Origin of the sequence: Litorivita sp. NS0012-18, from assembly GCF_040371945.1 — a bacterium.
GTDB lineage: Bacteria > Pseudomonadota > Alphaproteobacteria > Rhodobacterales > Rhodobacteraceae > Litorivita.
On record NZ_BAABWS010000001.1, the window covers coordinates 1,921,460 to 1,947,920 of the forward strand.

At 60.7% G+C, this 26,461-nt stretch carries 29 protein-coding genes; 19 read left to right on the plus strand and 10 right to left on the minus strand.

Going from position 1 to position 26,461, the window contains the following annotated elements; translation table 11 throughout:
- Window positions 1-78: 78 nt before the first annotated feature.
- Complete coding sequence (locus ABWV64_RS09235; protein WP_353344305.1) at window positions 79-741, plus strand: YggS family pyridoxal phosphate-dependent enzyme; 663 nt, start codon at window positions 79-81, stop codon at window positions 739-741.
- On the opposite strand, the gene ABWV64_RS09240 is transcribed toward ABWV64_RS09235, so the two are convergent.
- Both ABWV64_RS09240 and ribA read right to left on the minus strand, forming a co-directional pair.
- Entirely contained in the window at window positions 738-1,241 is a 504-nt protein-coding gene (locus tag ABWV64_RS09240; RefSeq protein WP_353344307.1) for a L,D-transpeptidase family protein, read from the minus strand. The genes ABWV64_RS09235 and ABWV64_RS09240 overlap by 4 nt on opposite strands.
- Window positions 1,238-2,329: a GTP cyclohydrolase II gene (ribA, locus tag ABWV64_RS09245; RefSeq protein ID WP_353344309.1), complete on the minus strand. Its 1,092-nt coding sequence runs from the start codon at window positions 2,327-2,329 to the stop codon at window positions 1,238-1,240. Before ribA ends, ABWV64_RS09240 begins: the two co-directional genes overlap by 4 nt.
- Window positions 2,330-2,503: 174 nt before the next feature.
- Between ribA and ABWV64_RS09250 the strand changes: the two genes are divergently transcribed.
- Complete coding sequence (locus ABWV64_RS09250) at window positions 2,504-3,190, plus strand: response regulator transcription factor (protein WP_353344311.1); 687 nt, start codon at window positions 2,504-2,506, stop codon at window positions 3,188-3,190.
- A gap of 171 nt (window positions 3,191-3,361) precedes the next feature.
- On the opposite strand, the gene ABWV64_RS09255 is transcribed toward ABWV64_RS09250, so the two are convergent.
- Window positions 3,362-3,892 carry a hypothetical protein gene (locus tag ABWV64_RS09255; protein WP_353344313.1) on the minus strand — a complete coding sequence of 177 codons (531 nt, stop codon included), beginning with the start codon at window positions 3,890-3,892 and terminating at the stop codon, window positions 3,362-3,364.
- Between the two features lie 169 nt (window positions 3,893-4,061).
- On the opposite strand from ABWV64_RS09255, the gene ABWV64_RS09260 reads away from it, so the two are divergent.
- From ABWV64_RS09260 to ABWV64_RS09275, 4 genes are read left to right on the plus strand one after another with little or no spacing between them, the layout of a single operon-like run.
- On the plus strand, window positions 4,062-4,850 hold the full coding sequence (locus ABWV64_RS09260; protein WP_353344315.1) for an exodeoxyribonuclease III: 789 nt from the start codon (window positions 4,062-4,064) through the stop codon (window positions 4,848-4,850).
- A gap of 53 nt (window positions 4,851-4,903) precedes the next feature.
- The gene (locus ABWV64_RS09265; protein WP_353344317.1) at window positions 4,904-5,809 is read left to right on the plus strand and encodes a tetratricopeptide repeat protein; all 906 of its coding nucleotides are present in this window, start codon (window positions 4,904-4,906) and stop codon (window positions 5,807-5,809) included.
- A gap of 27 nt (window positions 5,810-5,836) precedes the next feature.
- The gene (locus ABWV64_RS09270) at window positions 5,837-6,493 is read left to right on the plus strand and encodes an LON peptidase substrate-binding domain-containing protein (RefSeq protein WP_353344319.1); all 657 of its coding nucleotides are present in this window, start codon (window positions 5,837-5,839) and stop codon (window positions 6,491-6,493) included.
- A complete protein-coding gene (locus ABWV64_RS09275; protein WP_353344321.1) occupies window positions 6,490-6,702 on the plus strand; it encodes a Trm112 family protein in 213 nt (70 codons plus the stop codon). The genes ABWV64_RS09270 and ABWV64_RS09275 overlap by 4 nt, the downstream gene beginning before the upstream one ends.
- 10 nt (window positions 6,703-6,712) lie before the next feature.
- On the opposite strand, the gene ABWV64_RS09280 is transcribed toward ABWV64_RS09275, so the two are convergent.
- Window positions 6,713-7,966 (minus strand): UbiH/UbiF/VisC/COQ6 family ubiquinone biosynthesis hydroxylase, encoded by a 1,254-nt coding sequence (locus ABWV64_RS09280; protein ID WP_502902631.1) that lies wholly within the window; start codon window positions 7,964-7,966, stop codon window positions 6,713-6,715.
- A gap of 51 nt (window positions 7,967-8,017) precedes the next feature.
- Here ABWV64_RS09280 and ABWV64_RS09285 point away from each other — a divergent pair, with 51 nt between their 5' ends.
- The 5 genes from ABWV64_RS09285 (at window position 8,018) to ABWV64_RS09305 (ending at window position 15,091) form a co-directional block, all read left to right on the plus strand.
- Window positions 8,018-9,349 carry an amidase gene (locus ABWV64_RS09285; RefSeq protein WP_353344325.1) on the plus strand — a complete coding sequence of 444 codons (1,332 nt, stop codon included), beginning with the start codon at window positions 8,018-8,020 and terminating at the stop codon, window positions 9,347-9,349.
- 155 nt (window positions 9,350-9,504) lie between these two features.
- The gene (locus ABWV64_RS09290; RefSeq protein WP_353344588.1) at window positions 9,505-10,683 is read left to right on the plus strand and encodes an aminotransferase class I/II-fold pyridoxal phosphate-dependent enzyme; all 1,179 of its coding nucleotides are present in this window, start codon (window positions 9,505-9,507) and stop codon (window positions 10,681-10,683) included.
- Window positions 10,684-10,699: 16 nt separating this feature from the next.
- On the plus strand, window positions 10,700-13,879 hold the full coding sequence (locus tag ABWV64_RS09295) for a DNA translocase FtsK (protein ID WP_353344329.1): 3,180 nt from the start codon (window positions 10,700-10,702) through the stop codon (window positions 13,877-13,879).
- A gap of 168 nt (window positions 13,880-14,047) precedes the next feature.
- Window positions 14,048-14,659: a LolA family protein gene (locus ABWV64_RS09300; protein ID WP_353344331.1), complete on the plus strand. Its 612-nt coding sequence runs from the start codon at window positions 14,048-14,050 to the stop codon at window positions 14,657-14,659.
- A 15-nt stretch (window positions 14,660-14,674) separates the two neighbouring features.
- Window positions 14,675-15,091 carry a VOC family protein gene (locus ABWV64_RS09305; RefSeq protein WP_353344333.1) on the plus strand — a complete coding sequence of 139 codons (417 nt, stop codon included), beginning with the start codon at window positions 14,675-14,677 and terminating at the stop codon, window positions 15,089-15,091.
- Between the two features lie 97 nt (window positions 15,092-15,188).
- Here the strand turns inward: ABWV64_RS09305 and ABWV64_RS09310 are convergent, their stop codons facing one another.
- The gene (locus tag ABWV64_RS09310; protein ID WP_353344335.1) at window positions 15,189-15,779 is read right to left on the minus strand and encodes a transglycosylase SLT domain-containing protein; all 591 of its coding nucleotides are present in this window, start codon (window positions 15,777-15,779) and stop codon (window positions 15,189-15,191) included.
- 109 nt (window positions 15,780-15,888) lie between these two features.
- Window positions 15,889-16,770, minus strand: coding sequence for an AEC family transporter (locus ABWV64_RS09315; RefSeq protein ID WP_353344337.1), 882 nt, complete (start codon window positions 16,768-16,770; stop codon window positions 15,889-15,891).
- An 84-nt stretch (window positions 16,771-16,854) separates the two neighbouring features.
- On the opposite strand from ABWV64_RS09315, the gene hspQ reads away from it, so the two are divergent.
- On the plus strand, window positions 16,855-17,181 hold the full coding sequence (gene hspQ, locus ABWV64_RS09320; RefSeq protein ID WP_110795995.1) for a heat shock protein HspQ: 327 nt from the start codon (window positions 16,855-16,857) through the stop codon (window positions 17,179-17,181).
- Between the two features lie 48 nt (window positions 17,182-17,229).
- On the opposite strand, the gene ABWV64_RS09325 is transcribed toward hspQ, so the two are convergent.
- From ABWV64_RS09325 to ABWV64_RS09335, 3 genes are all read right to left on the minus strand, one after another.
- Window positions 17,230-18,813 carry a gamma-glutamyltransferase family protein gene (locus tag ABWV64_RS09325; RefSeq protein WP_353344340.1) on the minus strand — a complete coding sequence of 528 codons (1,584 nt, stop codon included), beginning with the start codon at window positions 18,811-18,813 and terminating at the stop codon, window positions 17,230-17,232.
- A gap of 324 nt (window positions 18,814-19,137) precedes the next feature.
- Window positions 19,138-19,611, minus strand: a complete 474-nt coding sequence (locus ABWV64_RS09330; protein WP_353344342.1) for an ATP-binding protein — start codon at window positions 19,609-19,611, stop codon at window positions 19,138-19,140.
- A gap of 31 nt (window positions 19,612-19,642) precedes the next feature.
- Complete coding sequence (locus tag ABWV64_RS09335) at window positions 19,643-19,981, minus strand: STAS domain-containing protein (RefSeq protein WP_353344344.1); 339 nt, start codon at window positions 19,979-19,981, stop codon at window positions 19,643-19,645.
- A gap of 93 nt (window positions 19,982-20,074) precedes the next feature.
- On the opposite strand from ABWV64_RS09335, the gene ABWV64_RS09340 reads away from it, so the two are divergent.
- From ABWV64_RS09340 to ABWV64_RS09360, 5 genes are all read left to right on the plus strand, one after another.
- Window positions 20,075-21,247 (plus strand): thiolase family protein, encoded by a 1,173-nt coding sequence (locus tag ABWV64_RS09340; RefSeq protein WP_353344346.1) that lies wholly within the window; start codon window positions 20,075-20,077, stop codon window positions 21,245-21,247.
- 118 nt (window positions 21,248-21,365) lie between these two features.
- The gene (gene msrC, locus ABWV64_RS09345; RefSeq protein WP_353344348.1) at window positions 21,366-21,815 is read left to right on the plus strand and encodes a free L-methionine (R)-S-oxide reductase MsrC; all 450 of its coding nucleotides are present in this window, start codon (window positions 21,366-21,368) and stop codon (window positions 21,813-21,815) included.
- Window positions 21,812-22,432: a LysE family translocator gene (locus ABWV64_RS09350; RefSeq protein ID WP_353344350.1), complete on the plus strand. Its 621-nt coding sequence runs from the start codon at window positions 21,812-21,814 to the stop codon at window positions 22,430-22,432. The genes msrC and ABWV64_RS09350 overlap by 4 nt, the downstream gene beginning before the upstream one ends.
- A gap of 4 nt (window positions 22,433-22,436) precedes the next feature.
- Window positions 22,437-22,808 carry a GFA family protein gene (locus ABWV64_RS09355; protein WP_353344352.1) on the plus strand — a complete coding sequence of 124 codons (372 nt, stop codon included), beginning with the start codon at window positions 22,437-22,439 and terminating at the stop codon, window positions 22,806-22,808.
- A 187-nt stretch (window positions 22,809-22,995) separates the two neighbouring features.
- Window positions 22,996-23,646, plus strand: coding sequence for an RluA family pseudouridine synthase (locus ABWV64_RS09360; RefSeq protein ID WP_353344590.1), 651 nt, complete (start codon window positions 22,996-22,998; stop codon window positions 23,644-23,646).
- Between the two features lie 71 nt (window positions 23,647-23,717).
- On the opposite strand, the gene ABWV64_RS09365 is transcribed toward ABWV64_RS09360, so the two are convergent.
- Entirely contained in the window at window positions 23,718-25,160 is a 1,443-nt protein-coding gene (locus tag ABWV64_RS09365) for an aldehyde dehydrogenase family protein (RefSeq protein ID WP_353344354.1), read from the minus strand.
- A 185-nt stretch (window positions 25,161-25,345) separates the two neighbouring features.
- On the opposite strand from ABWV64_RS09365, the gene ABWV64_RS09370 reads away from it, so the two are divergent.
- Both ABWV64_RS09370 and ABWV64_RS09375 read left to right on the plus strand, forming a co-directional pair.
- Window positions 25,346-25,999 (plus strand): peroxiredoxin, encoded by a 654-nt coding sequence (locus ABWV64_RS09370; protein WP_353344356.1) that lies wholly within the window; start codon window positions 25,346-25,348, stop codon window positions 25,997-25,999.
- A gap of 229 nt (window positions 26,000-26,228) precedes the next feature.
- Entirely contained in the window at window positions 26,229-26,456 is a 228-nt protein-coding gene (locus ABWV64_RS09375) for a hypothetical protein (protein ID WP_353344358.1), read from the plus strand.
- Window positions 26,457-26,461 lie beyond the last annotated feature (5 nt).

Consider the following 26,461-nt stretch of genomic DNA (forward strand, 5'->3'; position numbering starts at 1 on the left):
CTTCGGACCTGCCCTTTTCTTTTTGTCCGATCTGGTGTTCTTTGCCCGCAAATGCCCCCCACGGATCGGAGCCGCCCCATGTCCCTTGCCGATATCACATCCCGCATCGCCAAAGCCGAAGCCAATGCAGGCCGCGCGGCCCGATCGGTGCAATTGATTGCCGTCTCGAAGGTGCAACCAAACGCCCGCGTGCAAGCGGTTCTCGACGAGGGCCACCGCCTTTTTGGCGAAAACAAGGTGCAAGAAGCCGCAGGCAAATGGCCCGCCTTCCGGCAGGACTATGACAGCACGTTCGTCCACCTGATCGGCCCGCTGCAAACCAATAAGGCGCGGCAGGCCTTTGGTCTTTTCGACGCGATCCATACCCTTGACCGACCAAAACTGGCCAATACCCTCGCGCGGCTCGCGCAAGAGGAAGGCCATTGCCCCGACCTGTTCATCCAAGTGAACACCGGAGAAGAGCCGCAAAAGGCCGGTATTGCCCCGCGCGAGGCCGATGCGTTTGTGGCGCAATGCCGCGCGCTGGACCTTCCGGTCAAAGGCCTCATGTGCATCCCGCCGGTAGAGGAAGAACCCAGCCTGCATTTCGCACTTCTGGCCAAGATTGCTGCACGCAACGGTCTTGAGGGCTTGTCGATGGGGATGAGCGGCGATTTCGAGCGCGCGATTGCCCTCGGCGCGACCCATGTGCGGGTCGGATCGGCGGTCTTTGGCGAGCGTATTCCGCCAGCCTCGGCCTAATCCACGATCACCCGTGTGCCTGGCGCGACCTGCGCCGCAACGCTGCGCAAATCGACGCGCGACAGGGCGATGCAGCCCTCGGTTGGATACCCACGCCGCCGCCATTGGTGGATAAAGATCGCAGAGCCGCGATAGGGTGCGGCAGGCGCATAGTTCCAGTCAAGCACCAGCACCAGATCATAAAGCGGATCAGCGCGGCGCAGCGCCTCGTGGCTGGCCGCATAGGGCGCGCGCACATGGCTGTTATAGTCGGCCTCGCTTGGGGCATCGGACCACAGATCGCGCGGACCGATAGGCAGGGCCCAAGGCGCGGGACGGGTCATGCGGTCAGGGCGATAGAGCAGCGCCTCAACGTGGTGCACCCCGCGCGGCGTCGCCCCGTCACCCTCGCGTTTGTCAGACCGGATGCCGCCTTTGCCAATCGCGCAAGGGTAATAGCGCCCGCCGCACCAAAGCCCGCGCGGGGTCAGGCGCAGATCACCGGCCCGCTGGAGCGTCACAACAAATGCCCCGATTTCGCCGCTTTGGTCGCCAGATAGGCGCGGTTATGCGCGTTCTCGCCGACCTTCAATGGCACACGTTCGGCCACGCTGACCCCCGCTTTTTCCATCATCGCAATCTTGTTTGGATTGTTGGTCAACAGGCGCACGGCCGAAAATCCCATGCTCTTGAGAATCTCCGCCCCGAGCCGAAAATCGCGCTCGTCATCCTCGAACCCGAGGCGGTGGTTGGCCTCGACCGTGTCAAACCCTTGATCTTGCAAGGAATAAGCGCGCATTTTATTGGCCAATCCGATGCCGCGCCCCTCTTGATTAAGGTAAAGCAAAACGCCTGCACCCTCGGCGCCCATCTGCGCCAAAGCGCCGCGCAGTTGCGGGCCGCAATCGCATTTGAGCGACCCCATCAGATCGCCGGTGAAACAGGCCGAATGCAGCCGCGCCAAAACCGGCGTGTCCCGCGGCGGGTGGCCGATCTCGATGGCGTAATGCTCCTCGCCGCCATCTTCGGGGCGAAACACATGCAATCGCCCCGCCTCGGAGGCCTCCATCGGCAGACGCGCCGATACGACCGGATGCAACTGCGAGGTTGCCGCAAGGATCGGCGCGGCGCGCGGGGCGTCGATGCGGGTGAGGTGGTGATCGGCGGCGAATTGCGCGCCGTTCGCCAGATCCAACACCACGGCGGCGGGCAATATGCGCGCGGTTTTTGCCAATGTGATCGCCATGCGGTGCAACGAGACATCGCCGCCGCGCGCGCAGCGGAACGGGCCTTTCATCGGCGTATTGAGATCATCCGCCGGATCAGCCACCCCGCGCACCCATGTCAGCCGCGCGTCGGGCGGCAGCAACACGCGCGCCGTATCGCCGTCATAGGCCATGGCCTTGAGGGTCTCGGCCCGCCGCGAAGTGATCGCCAGAACCGGCGCACCGCCAAGGGCGCGCAAATCCGCCAGCCGCTGTGCATCCAATGTCTCGGCTGCCAGAACCAAAATCGAATGCCCCGCCCCGCACAGCACAACAGGCACCCCCATACGCAAATCTGCGCGGGCGCGGGCCAGAGTTTCGGTAATGTCGGGCGCAAAGCTCATTGCAGATCCTTCACGGATTGGGTCAACCTATCCCCTTCATGTAACCCCTGACGACATATATTGAAACAATGACGGCGGGTTTTACACGAGGCCGTGAGCGCAGTGCCACAAATCTTGCCGTGGCACCATGGCCGCCTCACATGTTGTCGCAAGAACGTGAAAAGGAGGCCCGTCATGGGACAACTCAAGAAAATTCTTCTGGTCGACGATGATGACGACTTGCGCGAAGCGCTTGGCGAGCAATTGGTGATGACCGAAGATTTCGACGTCTTCGAGGCCGCCAATGGGGCGGACGCTTTGGCCCGTGCCAAAGAGCAAATCTATGATCTGGTGATCCTCGACGTCGGGTTGCCCGACACCGACGGGCGCGAATTGTGCCGATTGATGCGCAAACAGGGCGTGAAAAGCCCGATCATCATGCTGACGGGTCACGACAGCGACGCCGACACCATTCTTGGCCTTGATGCGGGTGCGAATGATTACGTCACCAAACCGTTCAAGTTTCCGGTGCTTTTGGCCCGTATCCGTGCGCAATTGCGCCAGCACGAGCAAAGCGAGGATGCGGTTTTCCAACTGGGGCCATATACGTTCAAACCGGCGATGAAGATGCTGATCACCGAGGATGAAAAGAAAATCCGCCTCACCGAAAAAGAGACGAATATTCTCAAATTCCTCTATCGCTCCTCCGAAGGCATCGTGCCGCGCGATACGCTCTTGCATGAGGTCTGGGGCTATAATGCGGGGGTGACAACCCACACGCTCGAAACCCATATCTACCGCTTGCGTCAAAAGATCGAACCCGATCCGTCGAATGCGCGCCTCTTGGTCACGGAAAGCGGCGGCTATCGTTTGGTGGCCTGAGCGGCCATCAGAGCGAAAAATCCGCTGGGTTGTTTTAGATCAAATCCTGCCTGCCAATATCGGAATATATTGGTCACATCTCGGCGCATCTCGGGACCTCCCTCCCGAAAACGGATGCACCTCCCTGTTGGACTGCCCCGACCCTTTCAAAAGGTCGGGGCGTCTTTTTTCCTAGAACTTGAAGTCGCGGCGTTTGAGAAACGGGTAGATGTCTTGCAACATCTTGACGTGGCCATCCGACTGCACGCGCATCAAATACCATGCCTCGCCATCCTTGAGCGCCAAGAGGTTTTGCGGGGCCTCATGGGTTTTGCCGCCCATGGTGAACACCACTTCGGCGGGCACGAAGGCATAAAGGACTTTGGACCCATCGGGCATCTTGCCGCTTTTGGCCGACAGGTCCGACAGATCGGTGGCAAATTTCTCGACCGTGGCATTTCCCATCACTTGGGCGCTTTGCGCGGCCAGCATATCGCGCAACTGATCGGCAGGCACGCCGACTTGCGCCGACATTTTGTCGATCAACCGCGGCGGCAAGGTCGCGACCACCCGCTTGAAATCATTGCCTTTCATCGCATTGGAAAAATCGTCGACCGTCTCGCTTAGCGCGGCTTGCTCGGCCTCATTGAGGCTTTTGGCGGCGGCGGGGATTGGCCCCGCCACAAGACAGACAGCCAGCAGGCAGGCCAGAAGAATGCGCATAGGTTCGTCCTCATAATTTGATTCTGCGGCAAACTCTCATAGCGGCGCGCGTCGGGCAAGCCGCTTGCCCCGAGATCGGCGTGGCTTTGCGCGTAAGCTGCGCAAAGCTATTTGCATGTTGCGCCCGCTGCGGTCTAACTGGGCACATATTCGCGACAGGGGGTTCGGCATGGCGTTTACTTTGGCAACTTGGAACATAAATTCGGTGCGTTTGCGCGAGCCGATTGTCTGCAAATTGATGCAGGAGGAATTGCCCGACGTCTTGTGCTTGCAAGAATGCAAATCCCCCGTCGATAAAATTCCGCTCGAACAGTTCGAGGCGCTTGGCTATCGCTATATGGTGGCGCGCGGGCAAAAGGGTTACAACGGCGTTGCGATCCTGTCGAAGATACCGATCGAGGAAGCTGGCGCCGAAGATTTCGCATCCCTCGGCCATGCGCGCCACATCGCGGGGCGGCTCGAAAACGGTGTGACGGTGCATAATTTCTACGTGCCCGCGGGCGGCGACGAACCCAACCGCGAGCGCAACGAGAAATTCGGTCAAAAGCTCGACTACCTCACCGAGATGCGCGATTATTTCCACGCCAACAGCCCAGAAAAATCCATCCTCGTCGGCGACATCAACATCGCCCCGCGCGAGGACGACGTGTGGGATCACAAGAAGCTTTTGAAAATCGTCAGCCACACACCCGTCGAGGTCGAACATCTCGCGCAGGTTCAAGATGCCGCGCAATGGGTCGATGTCACGCGTCAGGATATCCCCGAAGGTTTGCTCTATTCGTGGTGGTCCTACCGCGCCAAAGATTGGGATGCCGCCGACAAGGGCCGCCGCCTCGATCATATCTGGGCCACCCCCGATATTTCCAACGCCGCTCACGGCAGCCGCATCCTGCGCCACGCGCGCGGATGGGAAAAGCCCAGCGATCACGCACCGGTTTTCGCCAGTTTTGACCTTTGAATTTGTCGCGTCAGCCCTCATATAAGGGCAAACGGATGTAAGGAGCCTACCCCATGCTGGAACTCGGCCAATCGCAAAATGCCCCTGCGGGCAATCTGATCAAAGACGTCACCGAGGCGACCTTTATGGCGGATGTCGTCGAGGCCTCCAAAGAGGTGCCGGTGATCGTCGATTTCTGGGCGCCGTGGTGTGGCCCGTGCAAAACCCTCGGCCCGCAGCTCGAAGCGGCAGTGACCGCAGCAGGCGGCGCGGTGCGGATGGTCAAGGTCAACGTGGATGAGAACCAAGGCATCGCGGGACAATTGCGCGTGCAATCCATTCCGACGGTCTATGCCTTTTGGCAAGGCCAGCCGGTCGACGGGTTTCAAGGCGCGGTTGCAGGGTCGGAAATCACCGCCTTTGTGGAACGCACGGCGGCATTGGGCGGTGACGGCGGATTGGCCGAGGCGATTGAAGCGGCCGAAGAGATGCTCACCGAAGGCGCCATTGCGGACGCGGCGCAAACCTTTGCCGCGATTTTGGAAGAAGACGCAAACAATGCCGCCGCTTACGGCGGTCTGGTGCGTGCCTATGTTCTGGCCGGCGATCTCGACCAAGCCGAAGCCACATTGAACGGCGCGCCCGCCGAAATCTCCACCGCCCCCGAATTGGAAGCCGCCCATGCGCAGCTTGCCCTTGCCCGCCAAGCCGAAGGGGCAGGGCCGGTGGACGACCTGCGCGCCGCCGTCGAGGCCAACCCCGACGATATGCAAGCGCGGTTTGATCTGGCCCAAGCCGAGCATGGCGCGGGGCAGGTCGAAGAAGCGGTCGAGACGCTTTTGGAAATGTTCCGCCGCGACCGCGAATGGAATGATGGCGCGGCCAAGGCGCAGCTTTTCACCATCTTTGATGCGCTCAAACCGAATGATCCCATCGTGCTGAACGGACGGCGCAAATTGTCGTCGATGATATTTGTCTAAACGCGGCCGAGCGCTAGGTGATAGATCATGAAAACCATCACCCTGCCCGACATCATTCCGCTCTTTCCGCTGCCAAGCGCGCTGTTGCTGCCGCGCTCGCGCCTGCCGCTCAATATCTTCGAGCCGCGCTATCTGGCGATGCTCGAAGACGCGCTGAAAACGCCGGAGCGGTTGATCGGGATGATCCAGCCCACGTCGCGCCCGCCCAATCAGACCGCGCCCGAAGGCAGCACCGGATTGCATCAAATCGGCTGTGCGGGGCGCGTGACGCAATTTTCGGAAACCGAAGACGGGCGCTATATGATCACCCTGACGGGCGTGTCGCGGTTCCGGCTGACCGAAGAGGTGCAGGGCTTTACGCCCTATCGCCGCGCGCATGTGGATTGGCAGGATTTTTCTGCCGATCTCGGCCGCGCGGAGCATGACACGGGGTTTGACCGCCCAGCCTTCTTGCGCCTGTTGACGCGGTATTTCGAGGCGCAGAGCCTTGATACCGATTGGGATAATCTGGGCGAGGCGGATGATGAGTTGTTGATCAATTCCTTGTCGATGATGCTCGGTTTCGAGCCCGAAGACAAACAGGCGCTGCTTGAGGCGCCGTCGCTTTCCACACGGCGCGAGACGCTGGTGACCTTGATCGAATTTTCCCTGCGCGGCGGGGATGCAGAGGAGTTATTGCAATGACCGAGCAGGTAGAAAACCCCGAGGCGGCAAGCCTTGATGGCGGGTTCGACCCGCATATGCTGGAGGCGCTGGTGTGCCCGCAAACGCAGGGCCCTTTGGAGTATGACGCCGAGCGTCAGGAGTTGATCAGCCGCACGGCCTATTTGGCCTATCCGATCCGCAACGGCATTCCGGTGATGTTGATGGATGAGGCGCGTAAGCTCGATTGAGCGATTGGCGTCAGCCGCGCATCAAATCGGGTAAATCACCGGTCAGCCCCGCCGCTTCGCGGATCATCGTCCGGCGCATGGAGGGGATGGCATTGACCACGCCCATGCCGATATCGCGCCCGAGTCGCAAAAGCGGATTATCATTTGAAAACAGCTTGTTCGTCAGGTCCGTCGCCATCGCGAGGCTGGCCGTATCGAACCGGCGCCATGATTGATAGCGGGCCAGAACCATCGGCGAGGCCATATCTTCGCCGCGTCTTCGGGCTTCGCGCAGCACCTGCACCAATGCGCCGATATCGCGCAGCCCTGCATTGAGCCCCTGACCTGCAATCGGGTGCATCCCGTGGGCGGCATCCCCGACCAGAGCCAATCGTTCATCCACAAAACGATCCGCGATGGTCAGCGCCAAAGGATAGCTGAACCGCTTTCCCGCCAGCGCAATCTCGCCCAGAAAATCGCCGAAACGCGGGCGCAGCGCGGCCATATATCCGGCCTCGTCCAAAGCGGTCAAAGCAGCGGCGTTGTCGTGGGTTTCGCTCCACACGATTGAAGAGCGGTTGCCGACCAATGGCAAAATCGCCAAAGGCCCCTCGGGCATGAAAAACTGATGCGCGACACCATTGTGCGGCAATTCGTGTTCGATCGCGCAAACAAGAGCCGTTTGCCCGTAATCCCACCCCGTGCGGGTGATGCCTGCCCGCGCCGCCGTGCCCGATCCGCGCCCGTCACAGCCGACAATGAGCCGTGTGCGGTGGGTCTCGCCAGTGTCGAGCGTCAAGACCGCGCCGGTGGCCGAGGTTTCTTGCGCGACGACCCTGCGGCCCGACACTTGGGTGATTTGCGCCTGCGCATCCATCGCATCCAAGAAGGCCCCGCGCAGATGGCGGTCCTCCATCATATAGCCCATCGGCCCTTCTTCGATCTCGGCATGATCGAAATGCAACCCGAGAGGGGAGGGGCCCGCGCCTGCATGACCGTCCGATACTTTGATCTCCAGCATCGGTTGCGCATGGGCCTCGATCTGTTGCCAAATGCCGATCCGGTCCAACAGGCGCATGGAGGCATGGGCCAGCGCATAGGCGCGCCCGTCAAAATCTCCCGCGTGCCGGTCCTGCGCGGGCAGGGCATCGATTACGGAGACGGAAAACCCCGCCTGCGCCAAGGGCAAGGCCAAAGCAGGTCCATTAAGGCCGCCACCGACGATGGCGATATCGCTGTCATATGTCATGGGCTTCAATATGGGTGCGCGCGCGGGATTGTCCATGCGGTTTTGCGCCGCTACCATCGACGAGGTAGAGGCGCAAAGGGACGGACCATGGCACAAGACTGGCAAGAGATGAGCGCCGCACAAATGGGCCGCGCCATTGGCCGCGGCGAGGTCGATCCGCGCGAGGTTACGGCGGATTTTCTGGGCGCGATTGCCGCGCATGAGTTCGGCGCGCGCATTTATGCCCGCCTGACGCCGGATCGGGCGATGGCCGAAGCCGAAGCCGCCGCGAAACGCGCCCGCCTTGGTTTGCGCCTCTCGCCGCTCGACGGGGTGCCGGTGTCATGGAAGGACCTGTTTGACAGCGCAGGCGTGGCGACCGAAGCAGGCTCGGATTTGCTCAAGGGGCGGGTGCCGACCCGCGACGCCGAAGTGTTGCGCAATGGCTCGGCGATGGGGCTGATCTGCCTTGGTAAAACACATATGAGCGAATTGGCGTTCTCGGGGTTGGGCTTTAACCCCGTGACCCAAACGCCGCCCTGCGTGAATGATCGAGGCGCGGTTTCCGGCGGCTCGTCCTCGGGGGCTGCGGCCTCTGTCGCCTTTGGATTGGCCGCAGGGGCCATCGGGTCGGACACCGGCGGATCGGTGCGCATTCCGGCGGCGTGGAATGATCTGGTTGGGCTGAAAACCACGTCGGGTCGGGTCTCGTTGAAAGGTGTGGTGCCCCTGTGCAAACGCTACGATACGGTCGGGCCGCTGGCGCGCACGGTGGAGGATGCGGCGCTTTTGCTGGCGGCGATTGAGGGCGCAAAACCCGCCGATTTGCGCGGCGCCAGGATCAAAGGCGCGCGGATTGCGGCGTTGCAAACGGCGGTTCTGGACGATATGCGCGGCGCGCCGATGGCCGCCTACCGCTCCGCGATCGAGCGGCTCGAAGACGCCGGCGCAGTGGTCGAGAAAATCGATGCGCCCGAAGTGGCCCGCGCCCTCGATCAATCTGCCGTCAGTTTCACGGGCGAAGCCTACGGGCTTTGGCGCGAGGTGATCGAGGCGGCGCCAGACAAGATGTATAGCCGGATTTTGGAGCGGTTCCGTTCTGGCGCTGGGTTTTCCGCTGCGGACTATGTGGCGTCTTGGGAAATCTTGTTTGAATGCCGCGCGTTATGGAATGCGCGGGTGGCCGGATACGATGCGGTGATCTTGCCCTCGGCGCCGATCCTGCCGCCGGATCTGGCGCGGCTTGCGGCGGATGAAGACTATTATGTCACTGAAAACCTTCTGGCTTTGCGTAATACGCGGGTCGGCAACGTGCTGGGGCTATCTGCGATCACCTTGCCCACCGGCGTACCCTCTTGCGGGGTGATTTTGATGGGCAAACCGATGGGCGAAGAGGCGCTTTTGCGTCTGGCCCATGCGGCGGAGGCGGCGCTGTCCTAGGGTCGCTGCGACTTTTCCGCCACGCTTCACGGGCCTTGGCCGATCAAAATGCCACAAAATCGCCGCCGCGCCCCTCGCCGCGCTGGACTGGAGCGCGCGCGCTGGTGTAGTTTCGTGTCAAACGGGACGCCAATGATCCCGAAATTGAGGCAGAAATTATGTTCCCCGAGCGGTTTTCGAACCTACCGGCCTATGCGTTTCCGCGTCTGCGGAGCCTTCTGGACGCCCATGCGCCCGGCGGTGATGTGATGCATATGACCATCGGCGAGCCGCAACATGCCTTCCCCGATTTTGTTCCGACGATACTGGCCGAAAATATCGCGGGCTTTGCCAAATACCCGCCCAATGACGGATCGCCCGAATTGCTTGACGCGATTAGCGCATGGCTGAACCGTCGTTTCGATGTCGCCGTGCCGGATGCGCAGATCATGACGCTGAACGGCACGCGCGAGGGGCTTTACAACGCGTTGATGGCGCTTTGCCCCGAGCAAAAGAATGGCAAGACCCCTGTCGTGTTAATCCCGAACCCGTTTTATCAGGTCTATATGGTGGCCTCGATTGCGGTCGGCGCAGAGCCGGTGTTTGTGCCCGCCACGCGCGGCACGGGCTTTTTGCCCGACTACGCCGGATTGCCCAAAGAGGTTCTGGAGCGCGTCGCCGTGGCCTATATCTGCACGCCCTCGAACCCCCAAGGCGCGGTCGCCTCGCGCGCCTATCTTGAAGAGCTGGTCACGCTGGCCGAGCGTTATGATTTCCAGATTTTCGCCGATGAATGCTATTCCGAAATCTACCGCGATGCGCCGCCCACCGGCGCCTTGACCGTCGCGCGCGATCTGGGTGCCGATCCCGAGCGCGTTGTCGTGTTTCACTCCTTGTCCAAACGCTCGAACCTGCCCGGATTGCGGTCGGGCTTCATGGCGGGCGGGCCGCAAAGCATCGCGCGCGCGCGCCAGTTGCGCGCCTATGCGGGTGCGCCCTTGCCCTTGCCGTTGCAGCGTGTGGCCGAAGCCGCGTGGCGCGACGAGGCGCATGTGGATGCCTCGCGCGCGCTCTACCAAGAGAAATACACCGTGGCCGACCGCGTTTTTGCAGGGCTGGACGGCTATTTGCCGCCCGAAGCGGGGTTCTTTTTGTGGCTGCCGGTCGAGGACGGCGAAGCGGCGGCCATGAAAGCATGGACCCAAACCGGCGTGCGCGTGCTTCCGGGGGCATATTTGAGCAAAGACACCGGCGCGAATACGCCCGGCAAAGGATACATCCGGGTTGCGATGGTGGCCCCAAAAGACGAGATGGAGCGCGGCCTGATCCGTTTGCGCGACAGTCTCTATGAATAAAAAAGGCGAGGCACGAATGGCTTATCAGGCACGCGGACGCGATCCGCTTTTCGACAGCAACATGCAGGCGGCGATTGAAAAACGCGGCAAGGAACTGCTTGGCCTCGGATTGATCTTTGTCGGCCTTTTGGCGGCTGCGATGATCTATTCCTACTCGCCCGATGATCCCAATTTCATGATGGCCACCGATGCGCCGGTGCAAAACTGGCTTGGCCGTTTTGGCGCATCGATTGCGGCGCCTTTGCTGATGATTGTTGGTCTTGGCACTTGGGCCGTGGCGCTCGTGCTTTTGGCATGGGGAGTGCGATTTGCGCTGCACCGCGGCCAGGACCGCGCCATGGGCCGCGTGATTTTCGCGCCGATCTGGGTGGCGGTTGTGTCGGTCTATGCGGCCAGCCTGACGCCGGACGATCTTTGGGGGCAGACCCATGATTTCGGCCTTGGCGGTCATTTTGGCGATACGGTGCTCAGTGCGCTTTTGGTCGCAATCCCCTTCGGAAATGCGTTTGCGGTCAAGGCTTTGTCGCTGCTCAGCTTTGGTGCGACCTTGGCCGTTGGGGCCTTTGTTTTGGGCTTTACCAAACCGGAACTGGCCCGCATCGGCCGCTTCCTTCTGGTCGGGTTGATCATGTCCTATGCCATGTTGATGAACGCACTTGGCCGAGGGGCGAAGGGCGCGCGCGCGGCCGCCGCGACCTTGCAAGAAAAGAATGCCGCCCGCCGCGCCGCCCGCGCCGAGTGGCGCGCCGAAGAGGCCGCATGGTTGGCGCAGCAAGAAGCCGAAATCGCCGCGCAGCAACAGGCCTATGCGCCGGCTCCGGCGGCCACGCGCCACGCATACGGGGCCGATACCGCCATGCCCTACGGTGCGGACAGCTATGATGACGAACCGCTTGTCGAAGATCTTCGCGCGCCCAAACCCGAAAAACCGAGCCTGCTGTCGCGCATGCCGACGTTGATCAAACGCGCCGAACCTGCGCCCGAGGTGATGCCCGCACCCGAGTTGGTCGAGCCGCAGCCTTTGGCCTTTGAAGACATGGACCCCGCGCAAGGCGACGCGCGCATTCGTGCCAAAATCGCCGATGCAGTAAAAAGCCGTGTGCGTGCAGGCGCGGGGATGACGCCGCCGCCTTCCGCGCCGCTGACCCGTGGGCGCGGCCATGGTCCGCAGCCGCTTTTGCTCAACACATCGCCCGAAAACGCCCGCGCGGGATTGCCGCCCGAGCCGCCGTTGACGGCGGCGCATATGGCCGCCACGATGACGGCCCCCGCACCAATGGCCCCCGCTGCCGCCCCGCGCGGACCATTGTCGATGCAGATCGCGCCCGCTGCTGTGTCCGCGCCGCAAATGGCCGCCGATCCGGTCGATGCGCCTTTGCACGACGCGGTGCCAAGCGAGAGCTATGCCGAGGTCACCCCGCGGATTTACGACGGCGGTTATACCGACGAGATCGCGCCGATCCCCGCCGATGCCAATCCCGCGCCCTATCACGATGAAGATCACTACAGCTTTAGCGCGCAGGGCTATGTGCCTGGCGCGGCGGGCACCGATGCAGGGCCGATCCCCGTGCCCGAGGCCAAAAAGGTCGTCCAGCATGCGCCGCGCAAGCCGGTGCAAAAATCCACCCGCGCCAAGGCCGAAGCGCAGCCGTCCTTGCAGTTCGACGAAAGCGCCGCGCAGTTCGAGTTGCCGCCGCTACAGCTTTTGTCGCCCGCACAGCCCTCCGAGCATCATCATCTCTCCGATGAGGCGCTCGAAGAGAACGCGCGGATGTTGGAGAGCGTATTGGATGATTACGGCGTCAAAGGCGAGATTGTCTCGGTGCGCCCCGGCCCCGTTGTGACCATGTACGAATTGGAACCCGCACCCGGTTTGAAAGCCAGCCGCGTGATCGGGCTTGCCGATGATATCGCCCGTTCGATGAGCGCGCTTTCGGCCCGTGTCTCGACCGTGCCGGGACGCTCGGTGATCGGGATCGAATTGCCCAATGATCACCGCGAAATGGTCAGCTTTCGCGAAATCCTGTCGAGCCGTGAATATGGCGACGGCACGCAAAAATTGCCGCTGGCCTTGGGCAAGGATATCGGCGGTGATCCCGTTGTCGCCAACCTTGCCAAGATGCCTCACCTGTTGATCGCGGGGACCACCGGTTCGGGGAAATCCGTGGCGATCAACACGATGATCCTGTCGCTTTTGTACAAGCTGACCCCCGAAGACTGCCGCTTGATCATGATCGATCCGAAGATGCTCGAACTGTCGGTCTATGACGGCATTCCGCATCTGCTCAGCCCTGTTGTGACCGACCCGAAAAAGGCCGTGGTCGCGCTCAAATGGGTGGTGGGCGAGATGGAAGAGCGCTACCGCAAGATGTCGAAAATGGGCGTGCGCAACATCGACGGCTATAATGGCCGCGTGGCGGACGCTTTGGCCAAGGGCGAGATGTTCACCCGCACGGTGCAGACCGGATTTGACGACGAGACCGGCGAGCCGGTGTTCGAGACCGAAGAAAACCAGCCCGAGAAAATGCCCTATATCGTCGTCATCGTCGACGAGATGGCCGATCTCATGATGGTCGCGGGCAAGGAAATCGAAGCCTGCATCCAGCGCCTTGCGCAAATGGCGCGGGCCTCGGGCATCCATTTGATCATGGCGACACAGCGCCCGTCGGTCGATGTGATCACCGGCACGATCAAGGCCAACTTCCCGACGCGGATTTCCTTCCAAGTGACCTCGAAAATCGACAGCCGCACGATTTTGGGCGAAATGGGCGCCGAGCAGCTTTTGGGCATGGGTGACATGCTTTATATGGCGGGCGGCGCACGGATCACGCGGTGCCACGGTCCGTTCGTGTCGGACGAGGAAGTCGAAGAGGTGGTCAACCACCTCAAATCCTACGGGCCGCCCTCCTATATCGGCGGCGTGGTTGAAGGCCCCGCAGAGGACCGCGAAAGCGATATCGACGCGGTTCTGGGCCTCAACACGGGCGGCAATACGGACGGCGAGGATGCGCTTTACGACACCGCCGTGGCGATTGTCATCAAGGACCGCAAATGCTCGACCTCCTACATCCAGCGCAAATTGGCGATCGGCTATAACAAGGCAGCGCGTCTGGTCGAGCAGATGGAAGACGAAGGCGTTGTTTCCGCCGCTAATCATGTCGGCAAGCGCGAAATTCTGGTGCCCGAGCAACATTAAGCGGCACCATCGGCCAAACGGAGGGGCGGCGATCCATAGCGGAGCGTTGCCCCTTTTGCCTTTTTGCGCGCCTTGTCGCGCATGTGATCGATTGCGAGGTGCGAAAGCCTGATCCGCGTCTTATATAGTAATCAAAGCAATGTTCCGGACCAAAGAAAGGGTCTGCCGATGGTATCTTTTTCCGCTTTTCGCGCCGCTGTTTTGGCAGTGCCTGCCGCTTTGATGCTCGCCCTGCCAGCGCAGGCGGACAAGCTGCCTTTGTCGCAAATCTCTAGCTATTTGAACGCGATGAAAACCGCACAAGGCGATTTTACCCAGATCAACGACGATGGCACGATCAGCACCGGCAAAATTTACATCAAGCGCCCTGGGCGTATCCGCTTCGAATATGCGCCGCCGCAGGCGCTCTTGGTGTTGGCCTCAGGCGGCGCGGTGGCGGTTCATGACCCCAAAGGGTCGACCGAGACCTATCCGCTCAATAAAACACCTTTGTCCTTGATCCTCGCGCAAAATGTCGATCTTGGCCGTGCAAAAATGGTTGTGGGCCATACCTCGGATGGCAAAACCACCACGGTGCGCGCCCAAGACCCCGAGCATCCCGAATACGGCAGCATTGATCTGGTCTTTACGGACAATCCCGTGCAACTGCGCCAATGGGTGATCCACGACGAAGGTGGCTCGGCGACCACGGTGGTTTTGGGCGAGTTGAAATCCGGCGGGGCGCTGGGCAACGGGATCTTCAATATCGAACTGCAAACCCGCAGAGCGAGCGACCGCTAAGTAAAGGGCCTATGCATGATTGCCTATGTCACCGTCGGGGCAGATGATATCGCGCTGGCGCGGCGGTTTTACTCGGCGCTGCTCTTGCCACTTGGCTATGACCTACACGAAGGGCCCGAGGGGCTGAGCTATGTTCTGCCGCGCGCGCAGGACCTTTCCTTTGCGCCGCCCGATTTTTACGTCAAATCGCCGTTTGACGGAAGGCCCGCCTCGGCAGGGAACGGCGCGATGACCGCATTCGAGGCGGGCAGCCAAGCCCAAGTCCGCGCTCTACATGCCGCCGCGCTTGCGGCGGGCGGGCGTGACGAGGGTCAGCCGGATTTTCGCGCGTCCTACGGGCCGAGATTTTATGTCGGCTACTTGCGCGATCCCCAAGGCAACAAGATCGCCTTGTTTTCCAGTAACCCAGATGAGCGGGGGCGGGACGGGTAGGGGGTAATCACGCCGCCGTCGCCCGATGCCCGACTATGATATACACCGCCGGACATGCCGGCGCGGCCCAACGTCCAGTTGTCGTCCATAACCGCGATCAACGTCCCCGCACGCGGCAACTTGCCAATTGCTGCTCGTATGTGATGGAGCGCGCACCAACCTCTCCGGCGACACGCAACAGCCACGGTTTGGCATTGTAGGAGGCGCGCCTATATCCGGTATGGCCCTCGTGATAGGCAAGGTATTGCGCTCGTGCATCGCTCAAAGCGATGCCGTTGCGTTCGCGGGTTTGGGTCATATACCAACCCATGAAATCGGTCGCATCGTCGATCCGGTCGCGTCTTGCCCCGTATTTTCGCGTCGCTTTGCGGTATTCGTCCCACGTCGCATCCAAGGCCTGCGCATAGCCATAGGCCGAGCTTTGCCGCCCCATCGGCAGCACGCCCAGCACATAGCGATACGGCGTGCGGGCATTGCCGATGAATTTGCTCTCTTGATAGATCATCGCCATCAAAACATGCGGCTGCACGCCCCAACGGCGCTCCGCTTGCCTAAAGGCGCTCATATAGGTCGGGCGCTGTTTGAGGATCGAACACGCATTGTCCAGATTGCGCGGCGCGGAAAAATTCCCGCCCCCGCAAGAGGCCAACAAGGCAACCATCAATATAGCGCGAAGAGTTCTGCTCATCTGCCTCTCGCTTTTGTCTTGCGGTGTTTTCCCGCGTTTTTAGCTCTTATACCGCAATATTCGCTCGGGTGAAATCACGTTTTCTCGCCCACGGCAGGAATGCGCCGCGTCACAAAAGAACCGCGAGCAAGGCAGGGATCGCGATCACCGACATCAGCGTCGAGACCACGACCAGCCCCGCAACCGCATCAGAGTCCGCGCCGTATTTCTCGGCCAATAGATAGGAGGTCACCGCGACGGGCGTGCTGACCTGCATGACCAAAACGGCAAAGGCCGTATCGTCCAGTGCGAACCAGCGGCCCACAGCCCACGCAATGCCAATGCAAAGCGCCAGTTTGAGCGTGGAGATCACAATCGCCTGCATCGTGCGGCCAGGCGTCAACCGTGCCACCGCAACCCCCAATGTGATCAACATCAAGGGGATTGCCATTTGCCCGATAAGCTCCAGCGTATTGGTCAAAAATCGCGGCGTTTGCCAATCTTGCCACAAAAACAGCCCGCCCAGAAGCGTCGCCCAAACCAGCGGCTCCTTGAGCACTTTGGTCAAACTGCCGCCGCCCGCGACGACCCAGATGCCAAAAGTAAACGACCATATCGCCATGATTGCAAAGACCACGACAGCATAACCCAGCCCCGTTTCCCCAAAGGCAAAGAGCGCCAGAGGCAGGCCCAAGTTGCCCGTATTGCCGAAAATCACCGGCGCCAGATAGGTGCGCATCTTCAGCCGAAGTATAAAGACCATGACCGCCGCCGCGACGGTCACCGCGCCATAAGCCGCGATCGAGGCTAACGACAGGGTGGCCAAAGCCACCGGATCGACCTCGGTTTTCATCAAGGCGGTGAAAATCAGACAGGGCACCGACAGCGTCATTGCCAGTTGGGTGACAAATCCGACGCGGTATTCAAACCCTGCTTTGACCCAAGCAAATCCGATTGCTGCCAAAATAAACACCGGAGCGGTGATTTCGAGCACTGTTAGAGCAAGGTTCACAGACTGTTTCCCTTAATTTCGGGTGAATTATTGGACAATGCCCTTTGTAAATGATTACTAACAGGGAATAGAGGCTGCAATCTTATGTTGAAGACACGTGCAAAATACCACCTCGGACAGGTGGTCCGACATAAAAAACACCCGTTTCGCGGGGTGGTTTTTGACGTCGATCCGCAATTCAACAACACCGAAGAATGGTATGCGGCCATTCCCGAAGACAGCCGTCCGCGCCGTGAGCAGCCGTTTTACCACCTTTTGGCGGAAAACGATCAAAGCTATTACGTCGCCTATGTCTCCGAGCAAAACCTCGTGGCGGATTATTCGGGCGAGCCAGTGGATCACCCCGATATTCCCGATCTCTTTGGCCCCTTCGAAGACGGGCTTTATCCGCTGCATTTCCAGTTGAACTGAGATCAATCCCGCGCCGCGACTTTCTGAGCCGCAATTGCAGGAGGGGCTTCAATACCCCATCGCGCAGCCGTCTTTGCGCGGATCGGACGCCGCCTCCAACACCCCATTGTCGCGGATATAGATCGCCTGCGCGCCGCCCAACGGGCCCTTGGGAACCTCGACCTCATGGCCCATATCCGTCAGTTTCGCGCGCACCTCATCGCTGTAGCCGCGCTCGACCATGAGCTTGCCCATGTCGGCAAAGCTGCGCGGCGCATCGACCGATGCCTGCGGGTCCAAACCATAGTCGCGCATATTGGTGATCATCCGCGCATGACCATTGGGTTGGTATGCCCCGCCCATCACCCCAAAAGGCATCCGCACCTTGCCGCCTTCGCATAGTATCGCCGGAATAATCGTATGCATCGGGCGCTTGCCGCCCTTCATCTCGTTCGGGTGGCCCTCGACAAGCGAAAAACCCGCGCCGCGGTTTTGTAGCAATATTCCGAATTTCTCCGAGGCGATCCCCGACCCGAAGCCGTGGAAAATCGAGAAGATCAACGAGACCGACATCCGGTCCTCATCCACCACCGTGATATAGATCGTGTCCTTATGCACGGCCTCGGTTCGCGCCGCGACCGGCAATTCCATCGCATGATGTGGGTCGATCAACGCCGCGAGGCGCCCCGCGGTCTCTACGCTCAGCATGTGATCGAGCCCGTCGGTGAAGGCCGGATCGGCCAAGAACCGATCGCGTGCATCATAGGCGAGCTTGGCCGCTTCGGCCTCCAGATGCGCGCGCTGGGCGCCAAACGGGTCGAGCGCGGCGAGATCGAACTGCGACAGGATATTGAGCATCAAAAGCGCGGTGGCGCCTTGGCCGTTGGGCGGATGCTCATAGAGGTCTGCGCCCTTATAGGTGCCAAAGATCGGGTCGACGGCGTCACTGCGGGCGGCGGCCATGTCGCTCATCTGATGAACCCCGCCAAGCCCTTGCAAGGTCGAGATGATATCTTCGGCGACCTCGCCCTCGTAGAACCCCGCGCGCCCGTCTTTGGCGATGCGGCGCATGACCTCGGCCTGCCCCTTCGAGGAGAATATCTCGCCAACTTGCGGTTCGGTGCCGTTGATCAAGAAATGCTGCCGCGCCGCGCCATGTAGGTTGCCCGCGCAGGCCTTCCAATCCGAGGCCACACGCGGCGAGACCGGCAATCCGTGCTCGGCGTAATCAATCGCGGGCGCGAGCAACCGGTCGATGCCCATCCGCCCTTCGGTTTCGGCCAGATGGCAAAATCCATCGATTGCGGTCGGGGTGGTCACCGCTTCGGGCGCGCCAAAGAGCGGCACACGGGCTTTGCCTGCGGCGCGCAAATCGGCCGCATCCGCGCCTTGGGGCGCGCGGCCCGATCCATTGAGCGCACGCACCTCCGCCTCGCCCGCGCGGGTATAGAGCGCAAAGCAATCCCCGCCCATGCCGCACATTTGCGGCTCGGCGATCGTCAAAACCATCGCGCCGGCGATAGCGGCATCCATCGCGTTGCCGCCGCTCTTGAGGATATCGATGGCGGTTTGCGCCGCCAAAGGATGCGAGGTGGCCACCGCCGCCTTGGTCGACATTACGGGCGAACGCCCGGGCAAATGGAAGTCACGCATTCTTTCTCCTCCGCATTGAAGCAGGAGCCTAGAAAGAACACATGCCGCTGCCAATCCCGTAGTTTGGCGGTCGGCACGTTTGCTATTTGATTTTTGGGGAGTAAGTCCTCGGCGCCGCGCACTGGGTGGGGGCTGTTGAAACGCGACGCCGAGGGAAGCTATATGCAGCTACCCTTCCTCTATCCCCCATCATTCGGGCGGCATTGCGATTTGAATCGGGCCATTTTGCGGCTTTTGGGCCTTTTGTCCACATTTCGCGGTTAATGTCGGCGCCGAACGCGATGCGCAGCAAGGCAACCCGCGATGTCGGTGCAGGGGACCGGCTCAGTTCGGTGTGTGGGTTTTGCAGATAGAAATCCGAAGCGTCAGAGTATTTCTGTTGCCGACACGGCGATACACCACGTCCTTTGCCAGATCTTGGATCAAGAACCACCCAAATCCGCCCTCCGGAAGGGCCGCCAGATCATCGCCAAATTCGGGCAACTTGCCAATCGGCAAACTGCCTTTGGGCAACTCTTTTCCTTCGTCACGGATGGCAAAATGCAACCCGTCCGCGCGGTGGGCGCAGGCGACTTCGATCCACCCTGGCGTTTGGGCGCCATAGGCATGTTCGACCACATTGTTGAGCACTTCGGCCAGAACCAATTCCACGGTGCCCCGCTCTTCGGTGTCGAGGTCCAGGAATTCCAGCCCCGACAGAATCGCGGCCAAGGCTTTTCGCACCGCAAATTCGCCGCTTGGGAAGTTGAGCAAGACATCGGGCGCATTCATTTCGAATGTGGGAGTAGAGAAATCCATAGCAGTCACGCCCTCTTGCAAGGTCAAGCGATCAGCCCGCATGGGCCGCGATGGCCTCTTGTGCGGAATTGTGCAGGCTGAAAACCGTGTCCATGCGGGTCAACCGGAACACTTTTTCGACGGTGGGCGAGAGCCCCGCAAGTTCCAGCGCGCGCTTGTCGCCCAACTGTTTCATCGAGGCGACGATCGCCCCCAAGCCGCTCGAATCAATGAATTCGACTGCGCTGATGTCCAGAACCACGCGCATGGGTCCATCGGATGTCAAATCCCGCATGCGATCTTTGAATTTGATCGCAACGGCAGCATCAATCCGGTTTTCATTCACTGTGACGATCAGAACATCGCCTGTATTTTGGGTGCTCAGGTCCATATTCGCTCCACTCGTTGCGGCATTGGTCACGAAACAGGCTAGACGCCAAACCTTACCATTCGGTATTCAAGGACAGGGTCAGGAGGACACTTCATGAAAAACGTAGTAATTGCGGGCGCCGCCCGAACACCGATGGGCGGCTTTCAAGGGATTTTTTCCGGCACGCCAGCGGCCGATCTGGGCGGGGCGGCAATCCGCGCGGCGCTTGCCAATGCGGGGGCCAAAACGGTTCAAGAGGTGCTCATGGGCTGCGTTTTGCCCGCCGGTCAAGGCCAAGCGCCCGCGCGCCAAGCCGGTTTCAAGGGCGGCCTTGGCGAGGAGGTGCCTGCCACTACGCTCAACAAAATGTGCGGCTCCGGCATGAAAGCGGCGATGATCGCTTTCGATCAAATCGCGCTTGGCCAAACCGATGTGATGATCGCAGGCGGGATGGAAAGCATGACCGAAGCGCCTTACCTGCTACCGCAAATGCGCGGCGGCGCGCGCATCGGCCATCAAGGCGTGATCGACCATATGTTCCTCGACGGGCTTGAAGACGCCTATGACAAAGGCCGCTTGATGGGCACCTTCGCCGAGGATTGCGCCGAAAGCTACCAGTTCACCCGCGAAGCCCAAGACGAATATGCGCTGCGCTCCTTGTCCAACGCGCTTGAGGCACAGGCCAGCGGCGCCTTCGAGGATGAAATCGCCCCCGTGACGCTCAGCACCCGCAAGGGCGACGTCACATGGGACGCCGACGAGCAACCGGCCAAAGCCCGCCCCGAAAAAATCCCGACCCTGAAACCTGCATTTCGCAAGGACGGCACCGTCACAGCGGCAAATTCCTCCTCCATCTCGGACGGGGCTGCGGCGCTCGTGATGGCCTCCGAAGAGGCCGCCAAGGCCCAAGGTCTCAACATCCGCGCCCGCGTGCTTGGCCATGCCAGCCATGCCCAAGCGCCCGGCCTGTTTACCACCGCCCCCGTGCCCGCCGCGCAAAAGCTTCTGGCGCGCCTTGGCTGGAGCAAAGAGGACGTGGACCTATGGGAGGTCAATGAGGCCTTTGCCGTGGTCCCTATGGCTTTCATGCATGAAATGGGCCTTTCGCGTGATGTGGTGAACGTCAACGGCGGCGCTTGCGCGCTGGGCCACCCGATCGGGGCTTCCGGCGCAAGGATTGTCGTCACGCTTTTGAACGCGCTTGAAAAACGCGGCCTCAAACGCGGCGTGGCGGCGATCTGTATCGGCGGCGGCGAAGGCACGGCCATCGCCATCGAGCGCGTGTAATTCATTGCGGGGCGGCCCGAGATTTGCCGCCCCTGCAGGTTCTCAAAATATCCTCGGGGGGCGCCGGACAAGCGCGGGGGCAGACAGCCCCCTCCCTTCCCAGCCGAAAAGAGCACACATGCGCGTTTCATACTCCGATCTGAAAAACACCATCCGCGCCCTGACCGAGGGCGAACATGACCGCGTGGCGCTTATGGCGACACTGGCCTGCGAGATTCATCACAGCGATGACCGCTTCGATTGGACCGGTTTCTACCGCGTCACGGACCCCGAGCTATTGAAAATCGGCCCCTATCAGGGTGGCCACGGATGTTTGACCATTCCGTTCTCGCGCGGGGTCTGCGGTGCGGCGGCGCGGACAGGTGCGGTGCAATTGGTGCCCGATGTCGAGGCCTTCGACGGTCATATCGCTTGCGCCTCCTCGACCCGCTCGGAATTGGTCCTGCCGGTGTTTGACGCCTCCGGCACAGTGATCGCTGTTCTCGATATCGACAGCAACCAACCCGATGCCTTTACGCAAGAGGATGCCGATGAATTGGCGGATATCCTCGCGCAGGTTTTTGCATGAGCTTTGAGGCGTGGCTTGTCTTCGCGCTGTTTTGGGCGGTTTTCGTCACAACGCCGGGGCCGAATGCGGTGAACTGCATTCAAAACGGCATGGCTCTGGGGTTTTCACGCGCGCTTTGGGGCGTGCTGGGCATCTTGACCCAAGCTGTGTTGTTCTTGAGCCTCTCGGCGGCGGGGGTGACGGCCTTGATTGCGGCCTCTCCGATGGGCTTCATGGTGGCAAAATACCTCGGCGCGGGGTTCTTGATCTTCACCGGAGTGCGCGGATGGGTCATCGCGCGCCGTCCGCCCGCGATGGAAAAAGCCCCCGCCGGATCCGTCTACACGCGCGCCTTTTTGATCGCCACGATCAACCCCAAATCCGTCGCGGGATATCTCGCGGCGTTTTCGCAATTCGTGCAGCCCGATGTGCCGATCTGGAACCAGATGGCGGTGATCATGCCGACGGCATTGATCCTGACGACCCTGTCCTATTGCACCTACACCGGCCTTGGCGTGGTGATCGGCCGCGCCGCGTTGGGGGCGGTTTTCAACGTGGGGTTTCGCAGATTTATGGCGCTGTGTTTCGTCGTTTACGGCATTTTGCTGGGCAGCTCGGCCATGCCGCAAAGGGGGTAGTCAAATGACCAAAGGATCGTGTTTGTGCGGCGGCGTGACATGGCAAACGGATGCCGCGCTGCGCCCTTCGGTGGCCTGTCATTGCACGCAATGCCGCAAGACCTCGGGGCACTACTGGTCGGCCACTCAGGTGCCGACCGAAGCATTGGAAATCACCGGTGATCGCCTCAGGTGGTTTCGCTCATCGGATAGCGCACGGCGAGGATTTTGCGGAACCTGCGGGGCCTCGATGTTTTGGCAACAAGACGGCGAAGGCAAAACCTCTATCGGATCGGGCACCATTGACGGTCCGAGCGGAATCGCCACCGCAAAACACATTTTTTGCGCCGATAAGGGGGATTATTACGAAATCCCTGCAGGTGTTGCGCAAGAATAGTCAGGGCGGATCGCGCGGGGGGCGCGGAAGCCTCCGGCGGGGATATTTGTTGAACCTGCAAAAGAGGGAGCGGGGCCGCAGGGTCGGTATTGCCGGCACGCGAATGGGGCTGCCGCGGGGGTGTTCGAGCAAAGCGCACAGGCGCGCGCCTCTTGTCTTGGGGGGCGGGGCATGCCATTTGGCGCTCATGCAAAGCGATTACAACCCGCCGCAAGATCCTTTGGTGATCTTGCATGAAGACCATGAACTCTTGGCCGTTGAAAAACCTGCGGGGCTGCTCTCGGTGCCGGGTAAGGGTGAGGATTTGGCCGATTGCCTGATCGCGCGGATACAGGCGGTGTTTCCGCAGGCCTTGTTGGTGCACCGTTTGGACCGCGATACGTCGGGCGTGATGATATTCGCGCTGACGCGTCATGCGCAGCGGCATTTGGGATTACAATTCGAGAAGCGCAAGACCCGCAAAACCTATGTGGCACGGGTGAGCGGGATTTTGGAGCCGCGCAAGGGCGTGGTGGATTTGCCCCTGATCGTCGATTGGCCCAACAGGCCGCGCCAGATGGTGTGTCACGAGACCGGAAAACCCGCACAGACCGAGTATAAGGTGATCAACCACGGCGAGAACGAGAGCCGCGTTCGGATGCATCCCAAGACGGGGCGCAGCCATCAGCTACGGGTGCATATGCTCGCGTTGGGCCATCCGATCTTGGGGGATCCGTTTTATGCCGAAGGGGCCGCGCGGGACGATCATCCGCGCATGATGCTGCATTCCGAAGAGTTGCGATTGGCCCATCCTGACGGCGGGCATGGCATGAAGTTTCGTGCCGAGGCCCCGTTTTAGAATTGCCCGCAGCGCAAAAAACACCCGCTGTCGCCAGCGGGTGTTTTGCGTTTTTGGGGAAAGATCGGGGATCAGGCGTCGAGCGCCCAGCCACCAACGGCTTTGATTTCGAGGAAATCCTCGATGCCGAAGATGCCGCCTTCGCGCCCGTTGCCCGATTGCTTCATGCCGCCGAACGGCGCGCCGGGGCCGCGGGGTTGGCCGTTCATTTCGACCATGCCCGAGCGCAGCGCGCGCGCCATGCGGTTGGCCTTGGCCCCGTCTTGGGTTTGGACATAGTTGGTCAGGCCGTAGACCGTATCATTGGCCATCTCGACGGCTTGCTCTTCGCTATCAAAGGGCGAGATGCACAGAACCGGACCAAAGATTTCCTCGCGGTAGATGGTCATATCGGGCGTCACATCGGCAAAGATGGTCGGACGCACATAAAAGCCGCGGTTGAAACCTTCGGGGCGGCCCGGGCCGCCAGCGACAAGGCGCGCGCCTTCTTCGATGCCTTTTTCAATGAGGCCCTGGATCTTGTTGAACTGCACCTCGTTCACAACGGGGCCAATGTGGCGGCCTTCGTCATGCGCATTGCCCACTTGGACCTTGGCCGCGGCGGCGGCCGCTTGCTCAAGCGCTTGATCATAGATCGAGCGTTCGACGAGCATCCGGCTCGGCGCGTTGCACGATTGACCGGAGTTGTTCATCATATGCATGACGCCGCGGCCGACGGCTTTTTCATCCGCATCGGCGAAGATCACATTCGCGCCTTTGCCGCCCAGTTCCAGATGGACCTTTTTCACGGTTTCGGCGGCGGATTTCGAGATCGCGATACCGGCGCGGGTCGAGCCGGTGAAGGACACCATATCGACGTCTTTATGCGCGGTCAGCTGGCTGCCAACGCCTATGCCGTCACCGTTCACAAGGTTGAATACACCTTTGGGGAAGCCTGCCGCATCCACCATTTCGGCGAACAAGAGCGCGTCAAGCGGGCTTTCTTCGGAGGGCTTGAGGATCATCGTGCAACCGGCAACCATCGCCGCCACAACCTTGAGCGTGATCTGGTTCATCGGCCAGTTCCACGGCGTGATCAAAGCGGCCACGCCAACGGGTTCATAGATGATGCGCGTATCGGCAAATTTCTCGGACAGGGGTTTGTTGTAATCAAACCCTTTGGCGGCGCGGATGAAGTTCTTGATATGCGCCATGCCTGCGCCGACTTGCGCCGTGCGGGCCAAATCGATCGGTGCGCCCATTTCGGTCGAGATCGCCTGCGCCATCTCTTCGGAGCGCGACATATAGACTTCGAGCAGCTTTTCGACCAAAGCGATGCGCTCTTCGGCAGGGGTCGCGGCCCATGCTGGCCATGCGGCCTTGGCGGCGGCAACGGCGGCGTCTGAGTCGGCCTGATCGCCCAAGGAAATGACGGCGCACACCTCTTCGGTCGAGGGGTCGATCACATTGTGGTCGCGCGGCGAGGCCGGATTGACCCATGCTCCATTGATGTAAAACTGGCGTTTCTCGATCATGATCTTCCTCCTAGGATGTTCGGTTTCCAGCGATTTCCGCAATGCGGGATTTATTGCCGCCGGATTCGTGAGGCACTTTGTCACCCTGTTTGATCCCCTGCAAGGGAGGGGGTGCAAAATTGCCCGCTGGTGATTAACTGGACGTAAGGTTACTAATTTCTACCGCAATAGGAGGACCATGAACTATGGCACTGCGCATCAATGACACCGTCCCGAATTTCACCGCTCAAACCGATCAAGGCGACATCAAATTCCATGATTGGATCGGCGACAGCTGGGCGATTTTGTTCTCTCATCCCAAAGATTTCACCCCCGTTTGCACGACCGAATTCGGCGCTGTGGCGCAATTGGCCGCTGAATGGGAAAAGCGCGGCACCAAGGTGATTGGCCTGTCGGTGGATGGCGCCGACGAGCACAAGCAGTGGAAAGGCGACATCGAAAGCTTTGCCGGTGCCAAAGCAGGCTTCCCGATCATTGCCGATAGCGATCTGGCCGTGTCCAAAGCGTTTGATATGCTCCCCGCTGATGCTTATTTGCCCGACGGCCGCACGCCGGCGCATAGCGCGACGGTGCGTTCGGTGTTCATCATCAGCCCCGATAAAAAACTGCAACTGTCGATGACCTATCCGATGTCTGTGGGCCGCAATTTTGCCGAGGTTTTGCGCGCGCTTGACGGGTTGCAACGCACCTTTGGCCAACCTCTGGCCACCCCTGCGAATTGGGAAGTCGGTCAGGATGTGATCGTCGCGCTGAGCCTGACGGACGACCAAGCCCGCGAGAAATTTGGCGAAATCGACGTCAAACTGCCCTATCTGCGCACCACCAAATCGCCTGCGTAGGATTGCCGTCCGTGCCCTGTCGGGCGCGGCGGTTGATCGCGCCAAGGCAGATGTTCTTTCAAACCCCCGGCCCGTTTTGGGGCGGGGGTTTTGCATTGGTCCACGGCCCGTGCGGGCATGGCCTGTGGGGCGATATGTTTCGAAATGTCCGGTCTTTGCGGGCTTCGGATGGTTTGATCTTCGGCGCCGGTTAATCGAGGCGAAACCTTCTGCGTGCTAACGCAGAGCCATGAAAAAGTTCGACCTGCCTGCCATATCCAACCTGATTGCCCGTTTGGCTTGGGCCAAAACCGCTTCAATTGGCCTTCGCGTGGTTGCGTGTGTGGTGTTTGATTTCGTGCATCGCGCGGCGCGGCTGCGGCATCGCTGCCCAACCCAAGGCTATGGGCTTTTTACCAAGTTGAAACACCGAGGGGGAGATCGCGCGATGAATCATCGCTTGGTTGCCCTGCGTTGAGGAGA

What these genes read in the sequence shown, in the direction of transcription:
- ABWV64_RS09235 (WP_353344305.1), top strand. Translation starts at nt 79, where the DNA reads ATGTCCCTTGCCGATATCACATCCCGCATCGCCAAAGCCGAAGCCAAT.
- ribA (WP_353344309.1), bottom strand. Translation starts at nt 2,329, where the DNA reads ATGAGCTTTGCGCCCGACATTACCGAAACTCTGGCCCGCGCCCGCGCA.
- ABWV64_RS09250 (WP_353344311.1), top strand. Translation starts at nt 2,504, where the DNA reads ATGGGACAACTCAAGAAAATTCTTCTGGTCGACGATGATGACGACTTG.
- ABWV64_RS09255 (WP_353344313.1), bottom strand. Translation starts at nt 3,892, where the DNA reads ATGCGCATTCTTCTGGCCTGCCTGCTGGCTGTCTGTCTTGTGGCGGGG.
- ABWV64_RS09260 (WP_353344315.1), top strand. Translation starts at nt 4,062, where the DNA reads ATGGCGTTTACTTTGGCAACTTGGAACATAAATTCGGTGCGTTTGCGC.
- ABWV64_RS09265 (WP_353344317.1), top strand. Translation starts at nt 4,904, where the DNA reads ATGCTGGAACTCGGCCAATCGCAAAATGCCCCTGCGGGCAATCTGATC.
- ABWV64_RS09270 (WP_353344319.1), top strand. Translation starts at nt 5,837, where the DNA reads ATGAAAACCATCACCCTGCCCGACATCATTCCGCTCTTTCCGCTGCCA.
- ABWV64_RS09275 (WP_353344321.1), top strand. Translation starts at nt 6,490, where the DNA reads ATGACCGAGCAGGTAGAAAACCCCGAGGCGGCAAGCCTTGATGGCGGG.
- ABWV64_RS09280 (WP_502902631.1), bottom strand. Translation starts at nt 7,966, where the DNA reads ATGGACAATCCCGCGCGCGCACCCATATTGAAGCCCATGACATATGAC.
- ABWV64_RS09285 (WP_353344325.1), top strand. Translation starts at nt 8,018, where the DNA reads ATGGCACAAGACTGGCAAGAGATGAGCGCCGCACAAATGGGCCGCGCC.
- ABWV64_RS09295 (WP_353344329.1), top strand. Translation starts at nt 10,700, where the DNA reads ATGGCTTATCAGGCACGCGGACGCGATCCGCTTTTCGACAGCAACATG.
- ABWV64_RS09300 (WP_353344331.1), top strand. Translation starts at nt 14,048, where the DNA reads ATGGTATCTTTTTCCGCTTTTCGCGCCGCTGTTTTGGCAGTGCCTGCC.
- ABWV64_RS09305 (WP_353344333.1), top strand. Translation starts at nt 14,675, where the DNA reads ATGATTGCCTATGTCACCGTCGGGGCAGATGATATCGCGCTGGCGCGG.
- ABWV64_RS09310 (WP_353344335.1), bottom strand. Translation starts at nt 15,779, where the DNA reads ATGAGCAGAACTCTTCGCGCTATATTGATGGTTGCCTTGTTGGCCTCT.
- hspQ (WP_110795995.1), top strand. Translation starts at nt 16,855, where the DNA reads ATGTTGAAGACACGTGCAAAATACCACCTCGGACAGGTGGTCCGACAT.
- ABWV64_RS09325 (WP_353344340.1), bottom strand. Translation starts at nt 18,813, where the DNA reads ATGCGTGACTTCCATTTGCCCGGGCGTTCGCCCGTAATGTCGACCAAG.
- ABWV64_RS09330 (WP_353344342.1), bottom strand. Translation starts at nt 19,611, where the DNA reads ATGGATTTCTCTACTCCCACATTCGAAATGAATGCGCCCGATGTCTTG.
- ABWV64_RS09335 (WP_353344344.1), bottom strand. Translation starts at nt 19,981, where the DNA reads ATGGACCTGAGCACCCAAAATACAGGCGATGTTCTGATCGTCACAGTG.
- ABWV64_RS09340 (WP_353344346.1), top strand. Translation starts at nt 20,075, where the DNA reads ATGAAAAACGTAGTAATTGCGGGCGCCGCCCGAACACCGATGGGCGGC.
- msrC (WP_353344348.1), top strand. Translation starts at nt 21,366, where the DNA reads ATGCGCGTTTCATACTCCGATCTGAAAAACACCATCCGCGCCCTGACC.
- ABWV64_RS09350 (WP_353344350.1), top strand. Translation starts at nt 21,812, where the DNA reads ATGAGCTTTGAGGCGTGGCTTGTCTTCGCGCTGTTTTGGGCGGTTTTC.
- ABWV64_RS09355 (WP_353344352.1), top strand. Translation starts at nt 22,437, where the DNA reads ATGACCAAAGGATCGTGTTTGTGCGGCGGCGTGACATGGCAAACGGAT.
- ABWV64_RS09360 (WP_353344590.1), top strand. Translation starts at nt 22,996, where the DNA reads ATGCAAAGCGATTACAACCCGCCGCAAGATCCTTTGGTGATCTTGCAT.
- ABWV64_RS09365 (WP_353344354.1), bottom strand. Translation starts at nt 25,160, where the DNA reads ATGATCGAGAAACGCCAGTTTTACATCAATGGAGCATGGGTCAATCCG.
- ABWV64_RS09370 (WP_353344356.1), top strand. Translation starts at nt 25,346, where the DNA reads ATGGCACTGCGCATCAATGACACCGTCCCGAATTTCACCGCTCAAACC.
- ABWV64_RS09375 (WP_353344358.1), top strand. Translation starts at nt 26,229, where the DNA reads ATGAAAAAGTTCGACCTGCCTGCCATATCCAACCTGATTGCCCGTTTG.